The 19,262-nt window shown below is 69.8% G+C and carries 21 protein-coding genes and 1 tRNA gene; 16 read left to right on the forward strand and 6 right to left on the reverse strand.

What is annotated here, in order from left to right:
• The 8 genes from CKO41_RS08870 to CKO41_RS08905 all read left to right on the forward strand — a co-directional run.
• Window positions 1-1,594: carboxysome shell carbonic anhydrase (locus CKO41_RS08870; RefSeq protein ID WP_338115557.1), on the forward strand; the 1,594-nt coding region annotated here is incomplete at its 5' end.
• Complete coding sequence (csoS4, locus tag CKO41_RS08875) at window positions 1,591-1,836, forward strand: alpha-carboxysome shell vertex protein CsoS4 (RefSeq protein ID WP_200255405.1); 246 nt, start codon at window positions 1,591-1,593, stop codon at window positions 1,834-1,836. The genes CKO41_RS08870 and csoS4, both read left to right, overlap by 4 nt.
• Before the next feature lie 2 nt (window positions 1,837-1,838).
• Complete coding sequence (locus tag CKO41_RS08880; protein ID WP_200255403.1) at window positions 1,839-2,141, forward strand: carboxysome peptide B; 303 nt, start codon at window positions 1,839-1,841, stop codon at window positions 2,139-2,141.
• Between the two features lie 11 nt (window positions 2,142-2,152).
• Window positions 2,153-2,467, forward strand: coding sequence for an alpha-carboxysome major shell protein CsoS1 (gene csoS1 / locus CKO41_RS08885; protein WP_200255402.1), 315 nt, complete (start codon window positions 2,153-2,155; stop codon window positions 2,465-2,467).
• A gap of 88 nt (window positions 2,468-2,555) precedes the next feature.
• Window positions 2,556-2,885: an alpha-carboxysome major shell protein CsoS1 gene (csoS1, locus tag CKO41_RS08890; protein WP_200381873.1), complete on the forward strand. Its 330-nt coding sequence runs from the start codon at window positions 2,556-2,558 to the stop codon at window positions 2,883-2,885.
• 95 nt (window positions 2,886-2,980) lie between these two features.
• Window positions 2,981-3,424: a ferritin-like domain-containing protein gene (locus tag CKO41_RS08895; protein WP_207143920.1), complete on the forward strand. Its 444-nt coding sequence runs from the start codon at window positions 2,981-2,983 to the stop codon at window positions 3,422-3,424.
• A 10-nt stretch (window positions 3,425-3,434) separates the two neighbouring features.
• On the forward strand, window positions 3,435-3,719 hold the full coding sequence (locus CKO41_RS08900; RefSeq protein ID WP_200255486.1) for a 4a-hydroxytetrahydrobiopterin dehydratase: 285 nt from the start codon (window positions 3,435-3,437) through the stop codon (window positions 3,717-3,719).
• Between the two features lie 127 nt (window positions 3,720-3,846).
• Window positions 3,847-4,833 carry a LysR family transcriptional regulator gene (locus CKO41_RS08905; protein ID WP_200255484.1) on the forward strand — a complete coding sequence of 329 codons (987 nt, stop codon included), beginning with the start codon at window positions 3,847-3,849 and terminating at the stop codon, window positions 4,831-4,833.
• 500 nt (window positions 4,834-5,333) lie between these two features.
• Here the strand turns inward: CKO41_RS08905 and tsaA are convergent, their stop codons facing one another.
• The 5 genes from tsaA to CKO41_RS08930 all read right to left on the reverse strand — a co-directional run bounded on the left by tsaA (window position 5,334) and on the right by CKO41_RS08930 (window position 10,402).
• Window positions 5,334-6,062 carry a tRNA (N6-threonylcarbamoyladenosine(37)-N6)-methyltransferase TrmO gene (tsaA, locus tag CKO41_RS08910; protein WP_200381874.1) on the reverse strand — a complete coding sequence of 243 codons (729 nt, stop codon included), beginning with the start codon at window positions 6,060-6,062 and terminating at the stop codon, window positions 5,334-5,336.
• A 28-nt stretch (window positions 6,063-6,090) separates the two neighbouring features.
• Window positions 6,091-7,530, reverse strand: a complete 1,440-nt coding sequence (locus tag CKO41_RS08915; protein ID WP_200381875.1) for an FAD-binding domain-containing protein — start codon at window positions 7,528-7,530, stop codon at window positions 6,091-6,093.
• Between the two features lie 20 nt (window positions 7,531-7,550).
• Window positions 7,551-8,336, reverse strand: coding sequence for a dienelactone hydrolase family protein (locus tag CKO41_RS08920; protein WP_200381876.1), 786 nt, complete (start codon window positions 8,334-8,336; stop codon window positions 7,551-7,553).
• A gap of 238 nt (window positions 8,337-8,574) precedes the next feature.
• Complete coding sequence (locus CKO41_RS08925) at window positions 8,575-10,074, reverse strand: 2Fe-2S iron-sulfur cluster-binding protein (RefSeq protein ID WP_200381877.1); 1,500 nt, start codon at window positions 10,072-10,074, stop codon at window positions 8,575-8,577.
• Between the two features lie 46 nt (window positions 10,075-10,120).
• Window positions 10,121-10,402, reverse strand: coding sequence for a cupin domain-containing protein (locus tag CKO41_RS08930; protein ID WP_200381878.1), 282 nt, complete (start codon window positions 10,400-10,402; stop codon window positions 10,121-10,123).
• Window positions 10,403-10,583: 181 nt separating this feature from the next.
• On the opposite strand from CKO41_RS08930, the gene pncC reads away from it, so the two are divergent.
• The 8 genes from pncC (at window position 10,584) to CKO41_RS08970 (ending at window position 17,878) form a co-directional block, all read left to right on the forward strand.
• Complete coding sequence (gene pncC, locus CKO41_RS08935; RefSeq protein ID WP_200381879.1) at window positions 10,584-11,078, forward strand: nicotinamide-nucleotide amidase; 495 nt, start codon at window positions 10,584-10,586, stop codon at window positions 11,076-11,078.
• A complete protein-coding gene (gene thpR, locus CKO41_RS08940; RefSeq protein WP_200381880.1) occupies window positions 11,071-11,589 on the forward strand; it encodes an RNA 2',3'-cyclic phosphodiesterase in 519 nt (172 codons plus the stop codon). The genes pncC and thpR overlap by 8 nt, the downstream gene beginning before the upstream one ends.
• A gap of 96 nt (window positions 11,590-11,685) precedes the next feature.
• Window positions 11,686-12,717, forward strand: a complete 1,032-nt coding sequence (gene recA, locus CKO41_RS08945) for a recombinase RecA (protein ID WP_200251334.1) — start codon at window positions 11,686-11,688, stop codon at window positions 12,715-12,717.
• 2 nt (window positions 12,718-12,719) lie between these two features.
• A complete protein-coding gene (locus tag CKO41_RS08950; RefSeq protein WP_420826469.1) occupies window positions 12,720-13,160 on the forward strand; it encodes a regulatory protein RecX in 441 nt (146 codons plus the stop codon).
• 57 nt (window positions 13,161-13,217) lie between these two features.
• Window positions 13,218-15,821, forward strand: a complete 2,604-nt coding sequence (alaS, locus tag CKO41_RS08955; protein WP_200381881.1) for an alanine--tRNA ligase — start codon at window positions 13,218-13,220, stop codon at window positions 15,819-15,821.
• A gap of 136 nt (window positions 15,822-15,957) precedes the next feature.
• Window positions 15,958-17,181, forward strand: coding sequence for an aspartate kinase (locus CKO41_RS08960; RefSeq protein WP_200381882.1), 1,224 nt, complete (start codon window positions 15,958-15,960; stop codon window positions 17,179-17,181).
• A 253-nt stretch (window positions 17,182-17,434) separates the two neighbouring features.
• Entirely contained in the window at window positions 17,435-17,662 is a 228-nt protein-coding gene (gene csrA / locus CKO41_RS08965; protein WP_200251327.1) for a carbon storage regulator CsrA, read from the forward strand.
• A gap of 125 nt (window positions 17,663-17,787) precedes the next feature.
• Window positions 17,788-17,878, forward strand: a tRNA-Ser gene (locus tag CKO41_RS08970).
• Window positions 17,879-18,077: 199 nt separating this feature from the next.
• On the opposite strand, the gene CKO41_RS08975 is transcribed toward CKO41_RS08970, so the two are convergent.
• Window positions 18,078-19,076, reverse strand: coding sequence for a metallophosphoesterase family protein (locus tag CKO41_RS08975; RefSeq protein WP_200381883.1), 999 nt, complete (start codon window positions 19,074-19,076; stop codon window positions 18,078-18,080).
• Window positions 19,077-19,262 lie beyond the last annotated feature (186 nt).

The raw sequence follows: 19,262 nt of genomic DNA on the forward strand, positions 1-19,262 counted from the left end.
CACGGCGCTGCGCGAGGCCGACCGCGAGGCCGACCAGGCCGACGCGGCGCCGCTCGTCGCTGCGCCGACCGTGCAGACCGCCGAGGCCGCCCGGGTCGCGCTCGATGCGCCCCGCGCGCGGTCTCCGGCCGATCGGGTGGGCGCGGATGCGGCGGCGCAGCCGTCGCGGGCCGGCCGTGCGGTGCCCCATCATCCGCTGACCCGGGTCGCGGAGAACGAGCGTCTCCATGCCTACGAGTCGCGCGTCAAACAGGGGTTCGCGCGGATCGTGCCGACGCTGAAGGCGATCTCGGCGCGCCGCGATGCCGAGGACTTCGTCTCCTGGGCGCAGGCGCAGGCGCAACGACAGCTGGGCTTCGAGCTGCCGGAGCGGATCCTGGCCGACGCCTGGATCGATGGGCTCGATCTGCGCGCCCTGTTCGCGCAGGCGACCTTCGAGACCTTCCGCCAGGCGAGTCACGCGCACTTCGCGTCGAGCCCGCTGGCGGTGCTGGGGGAGGTCGGGGCCTTCCAGGCCTTCCTCGCCGACTGCGGCTTTCACGAGATGAACGTGACGCCCTGCGCCGACGGTCGCCTCGCCCACGCCGTCAGTTATGTGCTGCGGTTGCCGCCCGGTGGCGTGCGCCGCAAGGCCTATGCGGGGGCGCTGTTCGATGTCGAGGAGGCGGTGCACCGCTGGTCGTCGGTCGAGGTCGGGCGGCTGCGGGGCGCCGAGCCCGATCCGGTCGCTGCGCCGACGCGGTACCTGAAGGTGGCCATCTATCACTTCAGCAGCCTGGATCCCGCCTCGCATGGCTGTGCCGCCCACGGCAGCGATACGCGGCGGGCGGCGACGGCGGCGCTCGAGCGGCTCGATGCCTTCCGCCAGGCCATCGAGAACAGCTTCTGCTGCGGTGCGTCGATCGACACCCTGCTGCTCGGGATCGACACGGACACCGACGCCCTGCGCGTCCACCTGCCGGACGCCACTGGGCGGATCGAGATCGAGCGCGGCGTCGATGCCGCTGAGCTCTATGTCGAGACGGCCCATCTCGAGCCCGATGCGGCGCGCGCGGCGATCCGCGCACGGGTCGGCGCCGCGGGCGTCAGCCGACGCGCCGCCGGGCCGCACGAGGGGCTGCTGCGCCTCGCCGCCCGGCTGGTCGAGAACAACCTCTCGCAGATCGACTACGTGCTGACGCACCACGGCGATCGGTATCCGGATCAGGGCCACGAGGAGCGCTTCATCGGGGTCGGTACCGACTTCACCGACGTGCAGCTGCGCAACCTGACCTACTTCGCCTTCATGCGGACGGTCGAGGAGGGCGGCGCGGACCTCGATGTCGGGATCCGTATCTTCAGGCGGCTCTATGTCGCCCACGGGCTGCCGATCCCGATCGTGGTGCGCTGCGAGTATCCCGGTCAGGTCCCCGGCGCCCGCGAGCGCGCCGTGCAGCGGTGTCGACGGATCGCCGCGGCGATCGCCGCCCGCTATCCGGACCTCGCCGAGAAGGGGCTGTTGCACACCTATCTGACGGTGCGCGACAGCCAGGGGAGCGGACCGGCGGAGTGCGTCGGCAGCTCGATTCCAGGTTGGGGGGGCCCTGTGTCGTGAAGATCTGTCAGGTCGAAAAGCCGCTGGTGGCGACGAACCGCATCCCCGGCCTGGAACACCGCCACCTGCAGGTCGTGCGCGACGGCAAGTCCCGTCTTGTCGCCGTCGATGCGGTCGGTTGCATCCCCGGCGACTGGGTGATCTGCGTCGGGAGCTCCGCAGCCCGCGACGCGGCCGGGCACAAGGAGTACCCAAGCGATCTGACCATCGTAGGCATCATCGATCACTGGTCGGAGGAGTAGGGGTGGACATCATGCAGGTAGAGGGGCCGCTGGTCTGCACACGACGGATCGCGGGCTTGCAGGCGGTCTCGCTGCGGGTGCTGCGCGACGCGCAGGGCCGGCGGGCCGTGGCCGTCGATACGATCGGGTGCCGGCCCGGCAACTGGGTCTTCACGATCAGCGGCTCGGCGGCCCGTCATGCCGTCGGTAACCAGATCCTCACCGATCTCAGTGTCGGCGGGATCATCGATCGTTGGCCGTCGCCCGAGGCCGCTCCTCGGGGTGAAGGGCGACTGGCCGATTCCTTTTCGCTGGACGTTAGATGAGGAGAACGAAGATGGCTGAAGAACACTACGGCATCGCGCTGGGCATGATCGAGACGCGCGGCTTGGTCCCCGCCATCGAGGCGGCGGACGCCATGACCAAGGCCGCGGAGGTGCGCCTGATCGGGCGCGAGTTCGTTGGCGGCGGCTACGTGACCGTGCTGGTGCGCGGCGAGACGGGCGCGGTGAATGCGGCGGTGCGCGCCGGGGCCGACGCCTGCGAGCGGGTCGGCGACGGGCTCGTCGCGGCGCACATCATCGCCCGCCCGCACCGCGAGGTGGAGCCGGTCCTGCCGCCCGGGCGACCGCGCGAGGCGCAGGCCGCCTAGCTGGCGGCAGCTGGTCGATCGGAGGCTCGGCGCCGCCCAAGCAGCCGAGCAGCCGTGAACCGAGTCCTTTGATCTGGAGACTGCTTCGATGGCAAGCGAAACCACAGGAATCGCCCTTGGAATGATCGAGACACGGGGTCTGGTGCCCGCCATCGAGGCGGCGGACGCCATGACCAAGGCCGCGGAGGTGCGCCTGATCGGGCGCGAGTTCGTTGGCGGCGGCTACGTGACCGTGCTGGTGCGCGGCGAGACGGGCGCGGTGAATGCGGCGGTGCGCGCCGGGGCCGACGCCTGCGAGCGGGTCGGCGACGGGCTCGTAGCGGCGCACATCATCGCCCGCCCGCACCGCGAGGTGGAGCCCATCCTGCCCGAATCGCCGAGCGGCTCGGGCGGCGACGGCCGGCGGGGCTGCGCCTGAGCGACGGTGCGCCGCCGGCCGCTGCGCCGGCGGCGGTCCCCGTCGGCGGCCCCCGGCGACGAGGCATCCGCGAGCGCGACAATTAGGAGGCGATCATGGCGAACCCGAGGGTCCTCGGCTATCTCGGCCGGGCCTTGAGCCACGAGTTCAGCGCTGTGCAACAGTACCTCACGCACGCTGGACTCGCCGAGCTCTGGGGGTTGGCGGAGGTGGCGCAATACTTCGAGGAGGAGGCGCGCGGCGAGCAGGTGCACGCCGCGCGTCTGACCCGCCGGATGCTGGAGCTCGGCGCGATGCCCAATGCCTCGCAGTTGACGCCGACGCGGGCGGGGCCGACGCTGACCGACCTCCTCGAGTCCGATCGGGCCATGGAGGTGCGCGCCGCCGAGATCTACCGCGAGGCGGCCCACTACTGCGCCTTGATCGGCGACACCGTCGATCGGGAACTCTTCACGAAGCTGATGGAAGAGGAACTCGAACACACCCGCGAACTGGAGTCCTGGATCGCCCGGCTCCGGCAACCCGCTTCCACCCGATGAGGAGTGCCCTATGGACCATCACCCGACCACCTGGCAGCATCGCAATCGCCCGTCACGACTCGAGCGGCGCTTCGAGTTCGCCGCCTACGACGCGACACGCGACTTCCTCGATGCGGTCGCCGAGCTCTGCGAGCAGGCCGGCCTCTATCCCGACATCAGCTTCGGCCGGACCTATGTCAACATGACGATCCACGCCGAGGATGCGGCGCCGCAGGTGGGCCGCGCGAGGTCCGACCTCGCGTGCCGGATCGAGGCCCTGGCCGGGGGCGCCCGGCCCGACCCGAGGCCGGCATGAGGGACGATCGGTCCGAAACCGGCATCCGCCCGGCCGTGAGGCGCGGGCCTATCGTTGCGGATGCGGCCGCTGACCACCGCTTCAGCGATGGCGGCCGCGACAGGGGACCGAACTGGACGACAAGGCCATGCGCGACTCGAATCTCAATCTCGCCCGCCACGTGAGCCTGCGCCAGTTGCAGGTCTTCGAGGCCATCGCACGGCTGAAGAGCTTCACGAAGGCGGCCGATGAGCTCTACCTCACGCAGCCTACCGCCTCGACGCAGATCAAGCGGCTCAGCGATGCGATCGGCCTGCCGCTGTTCGAGCAGGTCGGGCGGCAGGTCTATCTCACCGAGGCCGGCCGTGACCTTGAGGAGTGCGTCCGGCAGATGTTCGACGTGCTCGACCGCTTCGAGATGAAGGTCGCCGACATCAAAGGGCTCAAGCAGGGCTATCTGCGCCTGTGCGTGATCACGACCGCGAAGTACTTCGCGCCCGAGGTCCTGGGCCGATTCTGCCGGAAACACACCGGGGTCGACGTCTCGCTGAAGGTGACGAACCGCGACCGGGTGATCGAACGGCTCGCCGCGAACAAGGACGACCTCTACATACTCGGCCAGAACTACGAGGGACAGGTCGATCTCGTTTCCAAGGCATTCGCCCCGAACCCCCTCTACGTGGTAGCGCACCGTGAGCACCCGCTCTGCGGCGAGCGGATGATCCCGCTGTCGCGGCTGAGCGACGAACCCTTCATCATGCGCGAACCCGGATCCGGCATCCGCGATGTCGTCCTCCGCACCCTCGAGGGCGCTGGTCTGAAACCGCACGTGCGCATGGAGCTCGGCAGCAACGAGGCGATCAAACACGCGATCTACGGCCAACTCGGGATCTCCGTGCTCTCCCTGCACACCCTGACCCACGAAGGCCCCGAATCGCAACTCGCGATCCTCGACGTCGAGGGCTTCCCGGTACTCAGACAATGGTACGTCGCCTACCCGAAGGGCAAGGAACTCTCGGTCGTCGCCTTGGCCTTCGTGGAATTCCTCGAAAGCGAGTCCGAGCGGCTGCGCGAGGGCATCGAGGCGACCTATGCGCGCCTGAGCGGCCGCCGCGAGGCGCCCTCCGGCGACTAGCCCCCGCCGGGAACGCCGAGCCCCAGCTCGGCAATCCTCGCTGCGCTCGACCATGGCCACTCTTGGGGCGTGCCAGACAATCCCGCCTTCACGGGATCTTGATGGATATCGCCCATAGGGCGGGTGAGGTGCGCCGGTATGGCGTTCGATGCGGAGGGACACGTAGGCGCGCGCCGTAAGCCGACATCGGACCCAGTTGGGAACCGCGTCGCTGGCCGTCGGGTTACGCCCCGCGGGGCTAACCCGACCTACGGCCCCGGCGGCACTGGCACGGCCCGGAGGTGATGGACTGCGGCACGGAAGGTGAATCCAGGTGGAGGAGATAACGCCGGCTGTGCCAGCCCTTCGGCCTGGGAGGGGCGCTCGGGCCGGGCTGGGGCTGGGCGTTCTCGGGGTGTTTGCCGAGTTGGGGTTGGGCGTTTTCGGGGTGATTGCCGAGCTGGGGCTCGGCGTTCCCAGGGGCTCGGCGCTCCAGGGGGCGATGTTGCGGGGTTTGTGCTTCATGTCCCTGGCGCGCGGTCGGTCGGGTCGATGGCGAGGACGCGGGCGGTGCGTCCTTCCAGGCGCCAGCGGATCTCCAGGTCGTAGAGGCGCATCGCGAAGTCGGTGCGGTCCGGGTAGCGGTCCATGTAGCCGGGGCGTGGGTCTTGGAGGATCACCTGGGTGATCAGGGCCTCGAGTCGGCGCGCGCCGTCGGGGTCGGCGGCGGCGAGTTGCGCCCGGGCCTCGTCGCTGAAGGCGACGGCCCAGCCGCTCTCGGGCGGCTGCGGGGCGAAGCCGGCGCGGGCGGCGGGGAGGGCGTCGGCGTAGGGGACGTAGGGCTTGATGTCGAGGACCGGGGTGCCGTCGAGCAGGTCGATGCCGGCCAGATGCAGGGCGAGTCCGTCGCCGTCGCGCTTCGCGCCCAGGTACTCGACGGCCGAGATGCCGATCGGGTTCGGTCGGTAGGGGGCGCGGCTGGCGAAGACGCCGACCTTGCGCCGTCCGCCGAGCCGCGGCGGGCGTACCGTCGGGCGCCAGCCGGCGCCGAGGCAGTCGTGGAAGACGAAGATGAGCCACAGGTGCGAGAAGCCGTCGAGCCCCTGGAGGGCCTCGTCGCGGTCGAACGGCGGCTGGAGGATGAGGCGCCCGGTCGCGGCCGGCACCAGGTTGGCCTGGCGCGGGATGCCGAATTTGTCGGTGAAGCAGGAGCGCACGATGCCGATCGGCTGGAAGGCGATGGGGTCCATGGAGACGGTCTCGCGGCTGTCGCGCGGGTCAGGCGCGTCCCTTGATGGTCTCCCAGGCCGCGAGCGCGGCGCGGCGCGAGGCGGCGAGGTCGACGATCGGGCGCGGATAGTCGCTGTCGAGGCGGACGCCGGCCTCGGCGAGCACATTGGCCGGCGCCGCCCAGGGCTGGTGGATGAAGCGGGCCGGCAGGCGCGCGAGCTCCGGGCACCAGCGCCGCACATAGTCGCCGTCGGGGTCGAAGCGCTCGCCCTGGCGCACCGGGTTGAAGATGCGGAAGTAGGGCGCGGCGTCGGCGCCGCAGCCGGCGGTCCACTGCCAGCCGAGCGTGTTGCTGGCCAGGTCGGCGTCGACGAGCGTGGCCCAGAACCAGCGCGCGCCGGCCTGCCAGGGCAGGCGCAGGTTCTTCGTCAGCAGCGACGCCGCGGCCATCCGCACCCGGTTGTGCATCCAGCCGGTGGCCCAGAGTTCGCGCAGCCCGGCGTCGATGAGCGGGATGCCGGTGCGCCCCTGCTGCCAGGCGGCCAGCTGCGCCGCGTCGTCCTGCCACGGGAAGTCGGCGAAGCGCCCGTCGAGAGGCGCGTCGGTCGTGTGCGGGAAGTGGTGGATGAGGTGATGGGCGAACTCGCGCCAGCCGAGTTCGCGCACGTAGGGCTCGGCCGGGCCGTCGTCGAGGGGTAGGCCGCGCTCGGCGATCATCCGCACGAGTTGGCGCGGGCCGATCTCGCCGAAGTGCAGGTGCGGCGACAGGCGCGAGGTGCCCGACATGGCGGGCAGGTCGCGCCGTTGGCCGTAGGCCGCGAGTGGGCCGTCGACGAAGGCCCGGGCGCGGGCCAGCGCGCCGGCCTCGCCCGGCGTCCAGGCCCGCGCCAGGCCGGCATCCCAGCGGCTGCGCGGCAGGAGGCCGAGCGCATCGATGGGGAGGCCGGAGAGGCCCGGCGGCAGCGGCGGTAGGGCCTCCGGGGCCGGGATGAGCTCCGGCACCGCGAGGCGGGCGACGGCGCGCCGCCAGTAGGCGCTGAAGACGCGGTAGGGGCCATTGGCCTCGGTCGCCAGGTCCCAGGGTTCGAAGAGCAGGTTGCCGGCGACGACCTCGCAGCGCAGCCCGTCGGCACGCAGCTGAAGTTCGGTGCGGGCGTCGGCGGCCCGCGCGGCGGGTTCGTAGCGCCGGCCCCAGCAGACGCGGGTGGCGCCGCAGGCCGTGGCGATCCGGCGCAGCGCGCCCAGGCTGTCGGCGCCGCGGGCGATCACGAGCCCGCTGCCGCGTCGGCGCAGGTCGCGATCGAGGGCGGCGAGGCTGTGGTGCAGCCACCAGCGGCTCGCCGCCCCCGGGCGCCAGTCGCCCTCCTCGGCCGTGGCGTCGATGTAGAGGGGCACGAGCCGCTCGGCGCCGCGTCGCGCGCGGGCGAGGGCCGGGTGGTCGGCGAGCCGCAAGTCGCGGCGTAGCCAGAGGATGACGGTCTCGGACACGGCCGGCTCGCGGCGCGGGCTCAGCGGGTGAAGACCTCCTTCAGGAAGAGGCGCATCATCGCCCACGAGCGTTCGGCGGCGCGCGCGTCGTAGCGGACATTGTCGATCCCGTAGTCGTCGGCGCCCGGGTTCGTGAAGGCGTGCTGCGCCCCGCCGTAGATGACCATCTGCCAATCCGCGTCGGCGGCGTCGAGCGCGGCCTTGAAGGCGGCGATGCGCTGTGGTGGGACGAAGGTGTCGTCCTCGCCGTGGGCGACCAGGATGCTCGTTGTGATCCCGCCCGGCTCGACGTCGCTCGCCGGCGTCAGCGGGCCGTGGAAACTGACGACGCCGTCGAGGTCGGCGCCGGCGTAGGCCAGTTGCAGGACGGTGCCGCCGCCGAAGCAGAAGCCGATCGCGGCGAGCCGCTCGGGGTCGACGGCCGGGTGGCGCCCGAGGACCTCGAGGCCGAGCGTGGCGCGCTGACGCCAGGCCGCCTCGTTGGCCGTGACCTGCTGCATCCAGGCCGAGGCCTCGTCGCCGTGCGCGGTGACCCGCCCGTCGCCGTACATGTCCAGGGCGAAGGCGACATAGCCGAGGTCGGCGAGCCGGTCGGCGCGTTCGCGCACGAAGTCGTTGAGCCCCCACCACTCGTGGGCGATGAGGACGCCCGGGCGCTTATGGGGCAGGGCCTCGTCGTAGACCAGGTAGCCCTTCAGGGTCGTCTCGCCGTCCTGGTACTCGATGGTTTCCCGAATCAGCGCCGCGGGGGCTGCCAGCGGGACGAGGAGCAGCGCGAGGATGACGGAGCGGAAGGCCATCGGCATGGTGCGGTTCTCCGGTTGTCGTGGTCGTTGGCGCCCGGGCGGTGGGCGCCCCGCGGCAGACGGGATGGCGCCCAGCCCAGTTCGGTCGATCGGTGGCCGCGGTGCCGGCCGGGGCAACGGGTCATCTATGGCGGGATGCGCTGCGCCTTCCCGCCACGCCGGCCCAGGTCCTCGACCCAGCGGCGCTAGTCGGTCGCAAAGAGATCGCAAGCGGCCGGATGCGCTGCGCTTTCCCGCCCTACTCGAGGATCTCGGCGCGGACCAGCTCGGCGGCGACGCCGCGCTCGGCCAGCCGGGCGCGGACTGCGGCGACCTGGGCCGCCGGGCCGATGACGTAATAGCGCATCCCGCTCGCGTCGGGGAGATCGGCCTCCAGCGTCACCAGCAGATCCTCGGCGCGCTCGGTGACGAGCGGTGTGAAGTGGAAGTTGTCGAGGCTCTCCTTGAGCGCGCGGCCCCAGTGCCCCTGGTGGTGGTCCTCGGGGCGGGCGACCGCCCAGTAGAGGTGGAAGGCCTCGATCGTGTCGATCGAGACCGCGTGTTCGATGAGGCTCTTGACCGGTGCGATACCCTCGCCGAAGGCGATGAAGACGGCTGGCTCCGGGGCGTCCTCGGCGAGCACGAAGGTCCCAGTCGGCCCGCGCACCTCGATGAGTTGGCCGTGATGGGTGTGGTCGAAGACGGTGACGGCGAAGGGGTCGTCCGGGCGGCGCGCGACGAAGAACTGGAGGTTGCGACCGTTGCAGGGGCAGCTGGCGACGTAGCGCTCGGCGCGGCTGCCGTCCTCCAGCGTCAGCTGGACTCGTTGACCGGCCATGTAGCGCAGCGTCTGGGTGCGCGGGGTCTGCACGTGCAAGACCGCCAAATCCGGCGTCAGGCGCTCGACCTTGCGCACGCTGGCGCGGATCTCCTGCGGTGGCAGATCGGCGACCGAGACCGCCTCGGCGGCCTCGAGGACCAGATCCGTGACGGCCGTGTTGGAGCAGGCGAGGCAGTAGCCCATCTGCTTCTCGCGCTCGCTCAGGACATAGTCGTGCTCGCGGATCTTGCGCACCTCGCCGCTGACGATGCGCGCCTTGCAGGTCCCGCAATTGCCGCTCGAGCAGCCGTAGCTCAGGTTGAGCCCGGCGCGCACCGAGGCGTCGAGGATCGACTCGCTGCCCTCGACGAAGAATTCGTGACCGCTCGGGATAAGCTTGATGTGGGCCGCCATGATGCGCAGGAAGGTGTCGCGTGCCAGGAGCCTCGATTGACTTTCAACGCCTGGGTGGGTCTGGAGATCCTCACGGTTCGCGGCGAGCCAGGCGAGCAGCCCGTCGAGCCGGCCGGCGAGCGCTGGCGAGGCCTCCTCGGCGAGGGCCGCGATGCGCATCGCCAGTTCGTCGAGGAGGCCTTCGAGGGCCTCGAGCGAGACGACCTTGTTGGTCAGGACCTCGCTGATCGCCCGCAGCCGCGCGACCAGGATCTCGGGGCTCGGCAGGGTCGTGTCCGTGTCGCCCCCGCGGCGCGGCGTCGCCTCGGCCTTGATGCGCTCGACCCGCGCGAGCTCCTGGTCGTCGCTCAGCTGGATCTGCGGATAGAGCCGCAGCAGCTCGGTGGCCGAGATCCGGCCCTCGAAGGTCTCGATCTCGCCGCGGCGGATGCGTCGCTGGAGCTCGGCGCGGTTCACGCCGGCCAGGCGGGCAGCGCGGGTCAGGGTCAGGAGCGACGAGGCCCCCGGGTCGGGTCGTGTCGACATGGCGCGTCATCTCGCTGGCAGCGTGTCGGCGATCTTGGCTGGCGGCTCAGTCGAGCCGATAGTGCTTCTCGAGCGGTTCGTGGACCTCCCAGGTGCAGCGCAGGCCGGCCGGGAAGCGGATCAGGTCGCCGCGGCCGAAGGTCTGCGGCGCGCCGCCTTCGGGGGTGACGGTGAAGCGCCCGCGAAGCACGTAGCAGGTCTCCTCGCGCTCGTAGTGCCACGGGAAGGTCGAGACCTCCTTGGTCCAGATCGGCCAGTCCTCGACGCCGAGCACCTCGAGCTTGGCGGGCGAGGGTTTGTGCTCGTGGAGGATCGTCAGGTCATCCATCGGTCAGGTTCTCCGCGGCGGAGTGGGCACGATGACGCCCGTCGCCGGGCCTGTCGTTCCTGTCTGTATGACGGTTCGTGCCGGGCCTGTCAACCGGGGGGCGCGGGACGGTGTATCCGCGCGATCGCCGAAGCGGCGCGAGGGGCTTGTCCCGGCGCGGCGGTTGGGCGACACTCGTATCATGTCCGAGACCCTCGACATCCTCTCCCACGCGCTCGGTCAGCGGCTCGCGGCCGCCGGCCTGCGGTTGGCGACGGCGGAATCCTGCACCGGCGGCTGGCTGGCCAAGGTGGTGACCGATATCCCGGGCAGCAGCGGCTGGTTCGATCGGGGCTTCGTCGTCTATTCGAACGCGGCCAAGACGCAGATGCTCGGCGTCGACGCCGGCACGATCGCGACCGAAGGGGCCGTCAGCGAGCCGGTCGCGCGGGCGATGGCGGTCGGGGCCTTGGCCCGCAGCGATGCCCAGATCGCCATTGCGATCACCGGGATCGCCGGGCCCGAGGGCGGCAGCGACGACAAGCCCGTCGGCACCGTCTGGTTCGCCTGGGCGTTCGCCGACGGCGAGGTCAGCGCGCAACGCTTGCAGTTCGCCGGCAATCGCGAGGAGGTCCGGCACCAATCGGTACGCGTCGCGCTGGAGCGTCTGAGCGAACTGCTCGGCCCGGGTGACTGAACGCCTCTTCCTGGCCCTCTGGCCGGGTGCCGCCGTGCGGCGCACGCTCGCCGCCCTGGTACGCGGTGCGGCCGCTGCGCACGGGCGTCCGACCCATCCAGCCGATCTCCATCTGACCCTCGTCTTCCTCGGCCCGCTCGGCGAGTCGCAGCGCCGCTGTGTCGAGCAGGTCGCCGATGCGCTGCATGCGGCGCCGTTCCGACTGCGGCTCGAGCGGCTCGGCCACTGGCGCGGGCCGCGGGTCCTCTGGTGCGCCCCGAACGAGACCCCGGCCGGTCTGGTCCGCCTCGTCGACGGGCTCAACGCGGGACTGACCGACTGTGGTCTGGCCCTGGAGCGGCGTCCCTATCGGCCCCATGTCACGCTCGCACGCCAGGTCGGCGCCGATCCGCCCGACGAGCGGCCGATCGCGCCGATCGACTGGCCCGTCGGCGACTTCGTCCTCGCCGGCGGCAGCGGCGGCGGGCCGCCGCGCTATCGCATCCATCGCCGCTGGCCGCTTCGGCCATGATCATGATGGGGTATGACGAGCGCGGTTTTATTATGGAATAATAGTGTATTGACCAGCGACGGGACCTCCTGTCGCGCGTTCGCCTACGGAGAGCCAATGGACGACAACCGCAAGAAGGCACTGGCCGCCGCCTTGTCGCAGATCGAGAAGCAGTTCGGCAAGGGCTCGGTCATGCGTATGGGCGACACCGGGGCCGTGCGCAGCGTCGATGTCATCTCCACCGGCTCGCTGGGGCTCGATCTCGCGCTCGGCATCGGCGGCCTGCCGCGGGGGCGCGTCGTCGAGATCTACGGTCCCGAGTCCTCCGGCAAGACGACGCTCAGCCTGCATGTGCTCGCCGAGGCCCAGAAGAAGGGCGGTACGGCCGCCTTCGTCGATGCCGAGCACGCCTTGGATCCGATCTACGCCGAGAAGCTCGGCGTGAACATGACCGACCTCCTCGTCTCCCAGCCCGACACCGGCGAGCAGGCCCTGGAGATCACCGACATGCTGGTGCGCTCGGGGGCCGTCGATGTGGTCGTCGTCGACTCGGTCGCGGCCCTGACGCCGAAGGCCGAGATCGAGGGCGAGATGGGCGACTCTCATGTCGGCCTGCAGGCGCGGCTGATGTCGCAGGCGTTGCGCAAGCTGACCGCCAACATCAAGCGCTCCAACAGCATCGTCATCTTCATCAACCAGATCCGCATGAAGATCGGCGTGATGTTCGGCTCGCCGGAGACCACCACTGGCGGCAATGCGCTCAAGTTCTACGCCTCGGTGCGCCTCGACATCCGGCGCACCGGCGCGATCAAGAAGGGCGACGAGGTCATCGGCAACGAGACCAAGGTCAAGGTCGTCAAGAACAAGATGGCCCCGCCGTTCCGCCAGGCGACCTTCGACATCCTCTACGGCGAGGGCGTCTCGCGCCTCGGCGAGGTCATCGATCTCGGGGTGCAGGCTGGCGTGGTCGAGAAGTCCGGGGCCTGGTACAGCTACGGCGGCAATCGCATCGGGCAGGGTAAGGACAATGTGCGCGGCTATCTGAAGGACAACCCCGCCCTGGCCGACGAGATCGAACGCAAGATCCGCGAACAGTTGCTACCGCAGACGGTCGGCGATACCGAGGCCGACGCGACGGTGGAGGCCTGACCCTGGACCCGGAACCGCGAGACGTCGCGCTCCGCCTGCTCGCGGCGCGCGACCATAGCCGCCTGGAGTTGCGCCGCAAGCTCGTCGCCCGCGGATTCGCCCCCGAGGCGGTCGAGGCCGCACTCGATCGCCTTGGCGAAGAGGGGCTGCTCAGCGAGTCGCGCCTCGCCGAGGCCTATGTCGCCGAGCGCCTCGCGAAGGGCTTCGGGCCGTTGCGGGTGCGCGAGGAGTTGCGCCGCAAGGGTCTGGCCGACGCGCTGATCGATCCCCACCTCCAACACGATACCGAGCAATGGCTGGAGCGGCTCGCCGCGGTCCACGACAAGCGCTATGGACCCGGCCGGCCGGGCGACCGCAAGGAACAGGCGCGCCGCGCCCGTTTCCTCGCCGCGCGGGGCTTCCCCGGCGAGTTGATCGGTCGCTTCCTGTTGCACGACGGCTGAGCGCCGCCGGGTGTCCAGCCAAACTCATCCATCTTCCAGCGTCCCGAGTCAGTCGCCATGACGAGCAGTGCCGAGCTTCGATCCAGCTTTCTGGACTATTTCGCCGCCCAGGGCCACGAGGTGGTCGCGAGCAGCCCCCTGATCCCGGCGGGCGATGCGACCCTGCTCTTCACGAACGCGGGCATGGTGCAGTTCAAGGACGTCTTTCTCGGGCGCGACCGCCGGCCCTACCGGCGCGCCGCGACCGCTCAGCGCTGCGTGCGCGCCGGCGGCAAGCACAACGACCTGGAGAACGTCGGCTACACGGCGCGCCACCACACCTTCTTCGAGATGCTCGGCAACTTCAGCTTCGGCGACTACTTCAAGCGCGAGGCGATCGGCTATGCCTGGGAGTATCTGACCAAGGTCCTGGCGTTGCCCCCGGAGCGCCTCTGGGTGACGGTCTTCGACGAGGACGACGAGGCCGCGGCGATCTGGCTCGAGGAGATCGGCGTCGATCCGCGGCGCTTCTCGCGCTGCGGGGCCAAGGACAACTTCTGGTCGATGGGCGAGACCGGTCCCTGCGGCCCCTGCTCGGAGATCTTCTACGATCACGGTCCGGAGATACCCGGCGGTCCGCCCGGCTCGCCCGACGAAGACGGCGACCGCTACGTGGAGATCTGGAACCTGGTCTTCATGCAGTACAACCGCGATGCCGAGGGCCAGCTGACCCCGCTGCCGCGCCCATCGGTCGACACCGGGATGGGCCTGGAGCGGCTCGCCGCCGTGATGCAGGGCGTGCACAGCAACTACGACATCGATCTCTTTCGCCGTCTGATCGCGGCCGCGATCGAGGCGACCGGGGCCCCCGACCCGACGAGCAAGTCGCTGCGGGTGATCGCCGATCACATCCGCTCGGCCGGCTTCCTGATCGCCGATGGCGTCACGCCGAGCAACGAGGGGCGCGGCTACGTCCTGCGCCGCATCATCCGCCGCGCCATCCGCCACGGCTACCAGCTCGGCCAGCACGAACCCTTCTTCTACCGGCTGGTCGCCCCGCTCGTCGCCGAGATGGGCGCCGCCTACCCCGAGCTGGTGCAGGCCCAGGACCAGGTCGAGCGGGTCCTGCGGCTCGAGGAGGAGCGCTTCGCCGAGACCCTGGACCAGGGCCTGCGCATCCTCGATGCCGCGATCGCCGGGCTCGCCGGGCGCCAGATCGACGGGGAGACCGTCTTCAAGCTCTACGACACCTACGGCTTCCCGACCGACCTGACCGCCGACATCGCCCGCGAGCGCGGCCTCACGCTCGATATGGCGGGCTTCGAGCGGGCGATGGCCGCGCAGCGCGAGCGCGCGCGCGCCGCGAGTCAGTTCGGGGGCGGGCGCGAGGCGGCCATCGAGTTCCAAGGCGAGACCGAATTCACCGGCTATGAACACCTCGCCGATCGGGCCACCGTGGTCGGCCTCTATCGCGACGGGGAGCCCGCCGAGTCGCTGGTCGCCGGCGAGGAGGGGCTCGTCGTGCTCGACATCACGCCCTTCTACGGCGAGTCGGGCGGCCAGGTCGGCGACCGCGGCTGGCTGACCAGCGAGACGGCCCGTTTCGAGGTCTTGGATACCCGTAAGAAGGGCGGCGACCTGACCTTCCACATCGGCCGCCTGAGCGATGGGGAGATCCAGCTCGGCGATCGGGTCGAGGCCAGTGTCGATGCCGCGCGCCGACGGGCGACCGCGCTCAGTCACTCGGCGACGCACCTGCTGCATGCGGCGCTGCGGCGGGTCCTCGGCGAGCACGTCCAACAGAAGGGCTCGCTGGTCGAGCCGGGGCGGCTGCGCTTCGACTTCTCGCACTACGAGGCCGTGACCCGTGAGCAGATGCTCGCGATCGAGCGGCTCGTCAACGCGCAGATCCGCGAGAACCACCTGGTCGAGACGCGGATCATGAGCCTCGAGGATGCCAAGGCCTCCGGGGCGATGGCCCTCTTCGGCGAGAAGTACGCCGATCAGGTCCGGGTCCTGCGGATGGGGGACTTCTCGACCGAACTCTGCGGCGGCACCCATGTCAAGGCGGTCGGCGACATCGGGCTCCTGAAGCTCGTCGCCGAGGGTGGCGTCGCGGCCGGCGTGCGGCGCATCGAGGCCCTGACCGGCGAGGCGGCCCTCGACTGGGTCGAGGCCGAGGAGGAGCGGTTGCTGCGGCTCGCCGACCTCCTCAAGGGCGGCCGCGAGGACGTCGATCAGAAGGTCTTCCAGCTGCTGGAGCGCGCGCGGCGCCTCGAGAAGGAGATGGAGCAGCTCAAGGGCAAGCTCGCCGGTGCCGCCGGCAAGGACCTGGTCGCGCAGGCCCAGACGATCGGCGACGTGCGCGTCCTCGCCGCGGCGCTCGACGGTGCCGACGCCAAGACCCTGCGCGAGACCCTCGATCAGCTCAAGGATCGGCTCGGCTCGGCGGTCGTCGTGCTCGGGGCCGTCAGCGACGGCAAGGTGAGCCTGGTCGCCGGCGTGACCAAGGACCTGACCGATCGCCTCAAGGCCGGCGACCTGATCCGCGAGGTCGCGGCCAAGGTCGGTGGTAAGGGCGGCGGTCGACCCGATATGGCCCAGGCCGGCGGCAGCGACCCGGCCGGGTTGCCGGCGGCCCTGGGGTTGGTCTCGGATTGGGTGCAGGCGCGCGTGAACTAGCGGCGGCATCGCCGGCGCGCCCGCCTGTCGCGTCCGGCCGCGGCGGCGGAGCACGAGCCGCCATGATCGCCATTATTGCATCCGACGGGCCGTCGTATTTGCATGACCCTTCTCAAATCTTCCTAACGGATCTCCCATGTCTCTGATCGTTCAGAAGTACGGTGGCACCTCGGTGGGCAGCGTGGAACGGATCAATGCCGTCGCCGCGCGGGTCGCCGCCTGGCGGGAACGGGGGCATCAGGTGGTGGTCGTCGTCTCGGCGATGTCCGGGGAGACCAATCGCCTGATCGAACTGGCGAAGGCCATCCAGCCGCGGCCCGCGCCGCGCGAACTCGACGTGCTGCTCGCGACCGGCGAGCAGGTCACGATCGCGCTGCTCGCGATGGCCCTCCAGCAGATCGGTTGCCCGGCGCGCTCCTACACGGGCGCGCAGATGAACATCCTCACCGACAGCGCCCACAACAAGGCGCGGATCCGCGATATCGACGGTGCCCGCGTGCTGGCGGACCTGGCCGCCGGGCGGGTCGTCGTCGTCGCCGGCTTTCAGGGCGTCGACGAGAACGGCGACATCACGACGCTCGGTCGGGGCGGGTCGGACACCTCGGCCGTCGCCATCGCCGCGGCCCTGAAGGCCGACGAGTGCCAGATCTACACGGACGTCGACGGCGTCTACACGACCGACCCGCGCATCGAGCCGCGTGCCCGCAAGCTCTCGCGCATCACCTTCGAGGAGATGCTGGAGATGGCGAGCCTCGGCTCGAAGGTACTCCAGATCCGCGCAGTCGAGTTCGCCGGCAAGTACCGTGTCCCGTTGCGTGTCCTCTCGAGCTTCGAAGAGGGAGAGGGCACCCTGATCACCTTCGAGGAGGAAGTCGTGGAAGAGCCCAAGATCGCCGGCATCGCCTTCGCGCGCGACGAGGCCAAGTTGACCGTGCTCGGCGTGCCGGATCAGCCCGGCGTCGCGAGCCGCATCCTCGGGCCGATCGCGGCAGCCAATATCGAGGTGGACATGATCGTGCAGAACATCGCCGCCGACGAGGCGACGACGGACTTCACCTTCACCGTCCACCGCAACGATCATCCGCGGGCGATCGAGATCCTGCAGGAGATCGCCCGCGAACTCGGCGCCCGTCAGGTCCTTGGCGACGAGCGCATCGTCAAGATCTCGCTCGTCGGGGTCGGGATGCGCTCGCACGCCGGCATCGCGAGCAAGATGTTCGCCGCCTTGGCGAAAGAGAAGATCAACATCCGCATGATCTCGACCTCGGAGATCAAGATCTCGGTGGTCGTCGACGAGCGTTACCTGGAGCTCGGCGTGCGCGCCCTGCACGAGGCGTTCGAACTGGATGTGCCGGCTTGATTTCGAACTCCTCCCCCCAACCCTTGTCTTAGTTTGGAGACCGGATTCGATTATGAATATGTAAATAATGGATTTTTAACGATGGAGCCAATTGATAAAATCCCATGTCCGGAACTCTAACTACTAGATTGGGCCGGGGCTTGGTTGGGTGCAGTCGGGACCGCGACCCAATGCCGTTAGCGGCGGTGGGGATACCGCCGTTCGGTGCGTCGGCACGGCTGCTTCGGAATTCGGAAAAGGGAGATTCAACGAAATGTTGATCTTGACTCGTCGGGTCGGTGAGACCCTAATGATCGGCGATGAAGTCACCGTGACCGTCCTCGGCGTGAAGGGCAACCAGGTGCGCATCGGCGTGAACGCCCCGCGGGACGTGGCAGTGCACCGCGAGGAGATCTACGAACGCATCAAGCGCGAGCAGGCCGAAGGGACGGTGCGCGCGACCGATGCCGGGGTCGATCCCGTCGAGGATCGAGACCAGTAGTCAGATGGGAAGGGCCAGGTTATAATCCTGCGTCTCGTGCGTCGAGGTGCCCACAGGTCTCGCGGACTTCGATTGGACGCACCGCTCGTCCGGCGGCCTGTGAGCCGAGTCGACGCCCTTCCTTTGGAGAGATGGCCGAGTGGCTGAAGGCGCTCCCCTGCTAAGGGAGTATGGGTCAAAAGCCCATCGAGGGTTCGAATCCCTCTCTCTCCGCCACCTCATTCGACCCTGATGATCGAGTCGGGATCCCCTTGTAGAAGGCGGACGGTCGCCTGACCCTCCATCGTATAATGGACGATTCGTGTCCATGTTTCGCGCGGTGCCACCTCTGATGTCCCTCCCGATCTGCGCACCGCCGCGTCTCGCTTCGGCGGTTCCGTGCGCCCCATCCGCATCGACCGCTGCATGGGATCGCCTATGGGTCGGTTCGAGGGTCCCTGGTGTCATCGTCGTTCGCGTAGCGTGACCCGACACGTCGGGAGCCGAGTGGTGCCGCCGATCTTCGAGTCCTCGCTACGGTGGCGTCCGCCGCCGGGTCACACGCATCCAGCGTCCTTCGGTGCACGGGCGGGTCGGTACGCGGGACCTGATCGACCGGAGCGACCGGTTCGTCGGGCCGGCGCGGGGGCGTCGCATCCTCGGGAATGTCGTCGATCATCATGTCCGGCGTGTCGTGCCCCTCGAGATTGCGCACACGGACTGCGAGGTTCTCGCCGTCCCAGCGCAGCTCGTTGAAGCTCGGCGGCGTCGAGCGTAGGCGCCGGGACAAGGTCCCGGCGCCGATCATGCGGACCGGCCCATGCGCCGTCTCCTGCGTGAGGTCGAAGGCGTCATGGACATGGCCGGAGAGCACGGCGAGTACGTTGCGCTTGGCCAGTTCACCCATCCCCTTGCGGCCGCGTCTGGTCAGCGCGGTGCCTCGCGTGCCGGCTTCTCGCAAGGGGTGGTGCGCGGCCACCAGCGCGCGCGTCCCCTCGGGCAACGCATCGAGCGTCGCGAGGCATCGCCCCAGCGCCGCATCGGTCACCCAGCCCTTCGACCAGTTCAGGCGCGGTTGCCAGCGCGCAACGGTCTTGAGCGGGACGATGACGAGCCCGGGCAGCTCGATCTCCACCTCGACCTTGTCCTCGATGGCCCGTATCCGCCTGTAAGGGTCGAAGAGGCGCTCGATGGGGTTGAAATAGGGCAGGTCGTGATTGCCTACCTCGACCGTGACCGGGACCTCCAGGGAGCGGATCCAAGTGCATGCTGCGTCGAATTCGCGCTGCCTTGCGCGCATCGTCAGATCGCCCGTGATCGCGACCGCATCGGGACGCTTGTCCGCAATTTCTCGTTTCACCCAGTCGAGCGCGCGTCTGTCCTCGAGCCCGAAGTGGATGTCGCTCAGGTGGAAGAGCAGGCAGGGATCAGGCATCGGCGAAGCTCATTGGATCGGTGTCGTGTCGGCGATCGACGGTCGGTGCGTGGCCGCGGCGTTGGCCGCAGACGCCTGCTCGGCCCCGTGGCACGAGGATCCGCATCAACGGGGCGGTGCGATGGTCGCTACTGGACGTGTCAGGTTGCGGCGAGCACCACGGCCCTCCTTGGGCGACAGCGCAGC

The sequence above is a fragment of the Thiococcus pfennigii genome (genome assembly GCF_016583835.1).
Classification (GTDB): Bacteria; Pseudomonadota; Gammaproteobacteria; order Chromatiales; family Chromatiaceae; genus Thiococcus; species Thiococcus pfennigii.

Excerpts from the sequence above, each read along its gene's own strand:
- csoS1 (WP_200255402.1), top strand. The coding sequence starts at position 2,153 with ATGGCTGAAGAACACTACGGCATCGCGCTGGGCATGATCGAGACGCGC.
- csoS1 (WP_200381873.1), top strand. The coding sequence starts at position 2,556 with ATGGCAAGCGAAACCACAGGAATCGCCCTTGGAATGATCGAGACACGG.
- CKO41_RS08895 (WP_207143920.1), top strand. The coding sequence starts at position 2,981 with ATGGCGAACCCGAGGGTCCTCGGCTATCTCGGCCGGGCCTTGAGCCAC.
- CKO41_RS08900 (WP_200255486.1), top strand. The coding sequence starts at position 3,435 with ATGGACCATCACCCGACCACCTGGCAGCATCGCAATCGCCCGTCACGA.
- CKO41_RS08905 (WP_200255484.1), top strand. The coding sequence starts at position 3,847 with ATGCGCGACTCGAATCTCAATCTCGCCCGCCACGTGAGCCTGCGCCAG.
- tsaA (WP_200381874.1), bottom strand. The coding sequence starts at position 6,062 with ATGGACCCCATCGCCTTCCAGCCGATCGGCATCGTGCGCTCCTGCTTC.
- CKO41_RS08920 (WP_200381876.1), bottom strand. The coding sequence starts at position 8,336 with ATGCCGATGGCCTTCCGCTCCGTCATCCTCGCGCTGCTCCTCGTCCCG.
- CKO41_RS08925 (WP_200381877.1), bottom strand. The coding sequence starts at position 10,074 with ATGTCGACACGACCCGACCCGGGGGCCTCGTCGCTCCTGACCCTGACC.
- CKO41_RS08930 (WP_200381878.1), bottom strand. The coding sequence starts at position 10,402 with ATGGATGACCTGACGATCCTCCACGAGCACAAACCCTCGCCCGCCAAG.
- pncC (WP_200381879.1), top strand. The coding sequence starts at position 10,584 with ATGTCCGAGACCCTCGACATCCTCTCCCACGCGCTCGGTCAGCGGCTC.
- recA (WP_200251334.1), top strand. The coding sequence starts at position 11,686 with ATGGACGACAACCGCAAGAAGGCACTGGCCGCCGCCTTGTCGCAGATC.
- alaS (WP_200381881.1), top strand. The coding sequence starts at position 13,218 with ATGACGAGCAGTGCCGAGCTTCGATCCAGCTTTCTGGACTATTTCGCC.
- CKO41_RS08960 (WP_200381882.1), top strand. The coding sequence starts at position 15,958 with ATGTCTCTGATCGTTCAGAAGTACGGTGGCACCTCGGTGGGCAGCGTG.
- csrA (WP_200251327.1), top strand. The coding sequence starts at position 17,435 with ATGTTGATCTTGACTCGTCGGGTCGGTGAGACCCTAATGATCGGCGAT.
- CKO41_RS08975 (WP_200381883.1), bottom strand. The coding sequence starts at position 19,076 with ATGCCTGATCCCTGCCTGCTCTTCCACCTGAGCGACATCCACTTCGGG.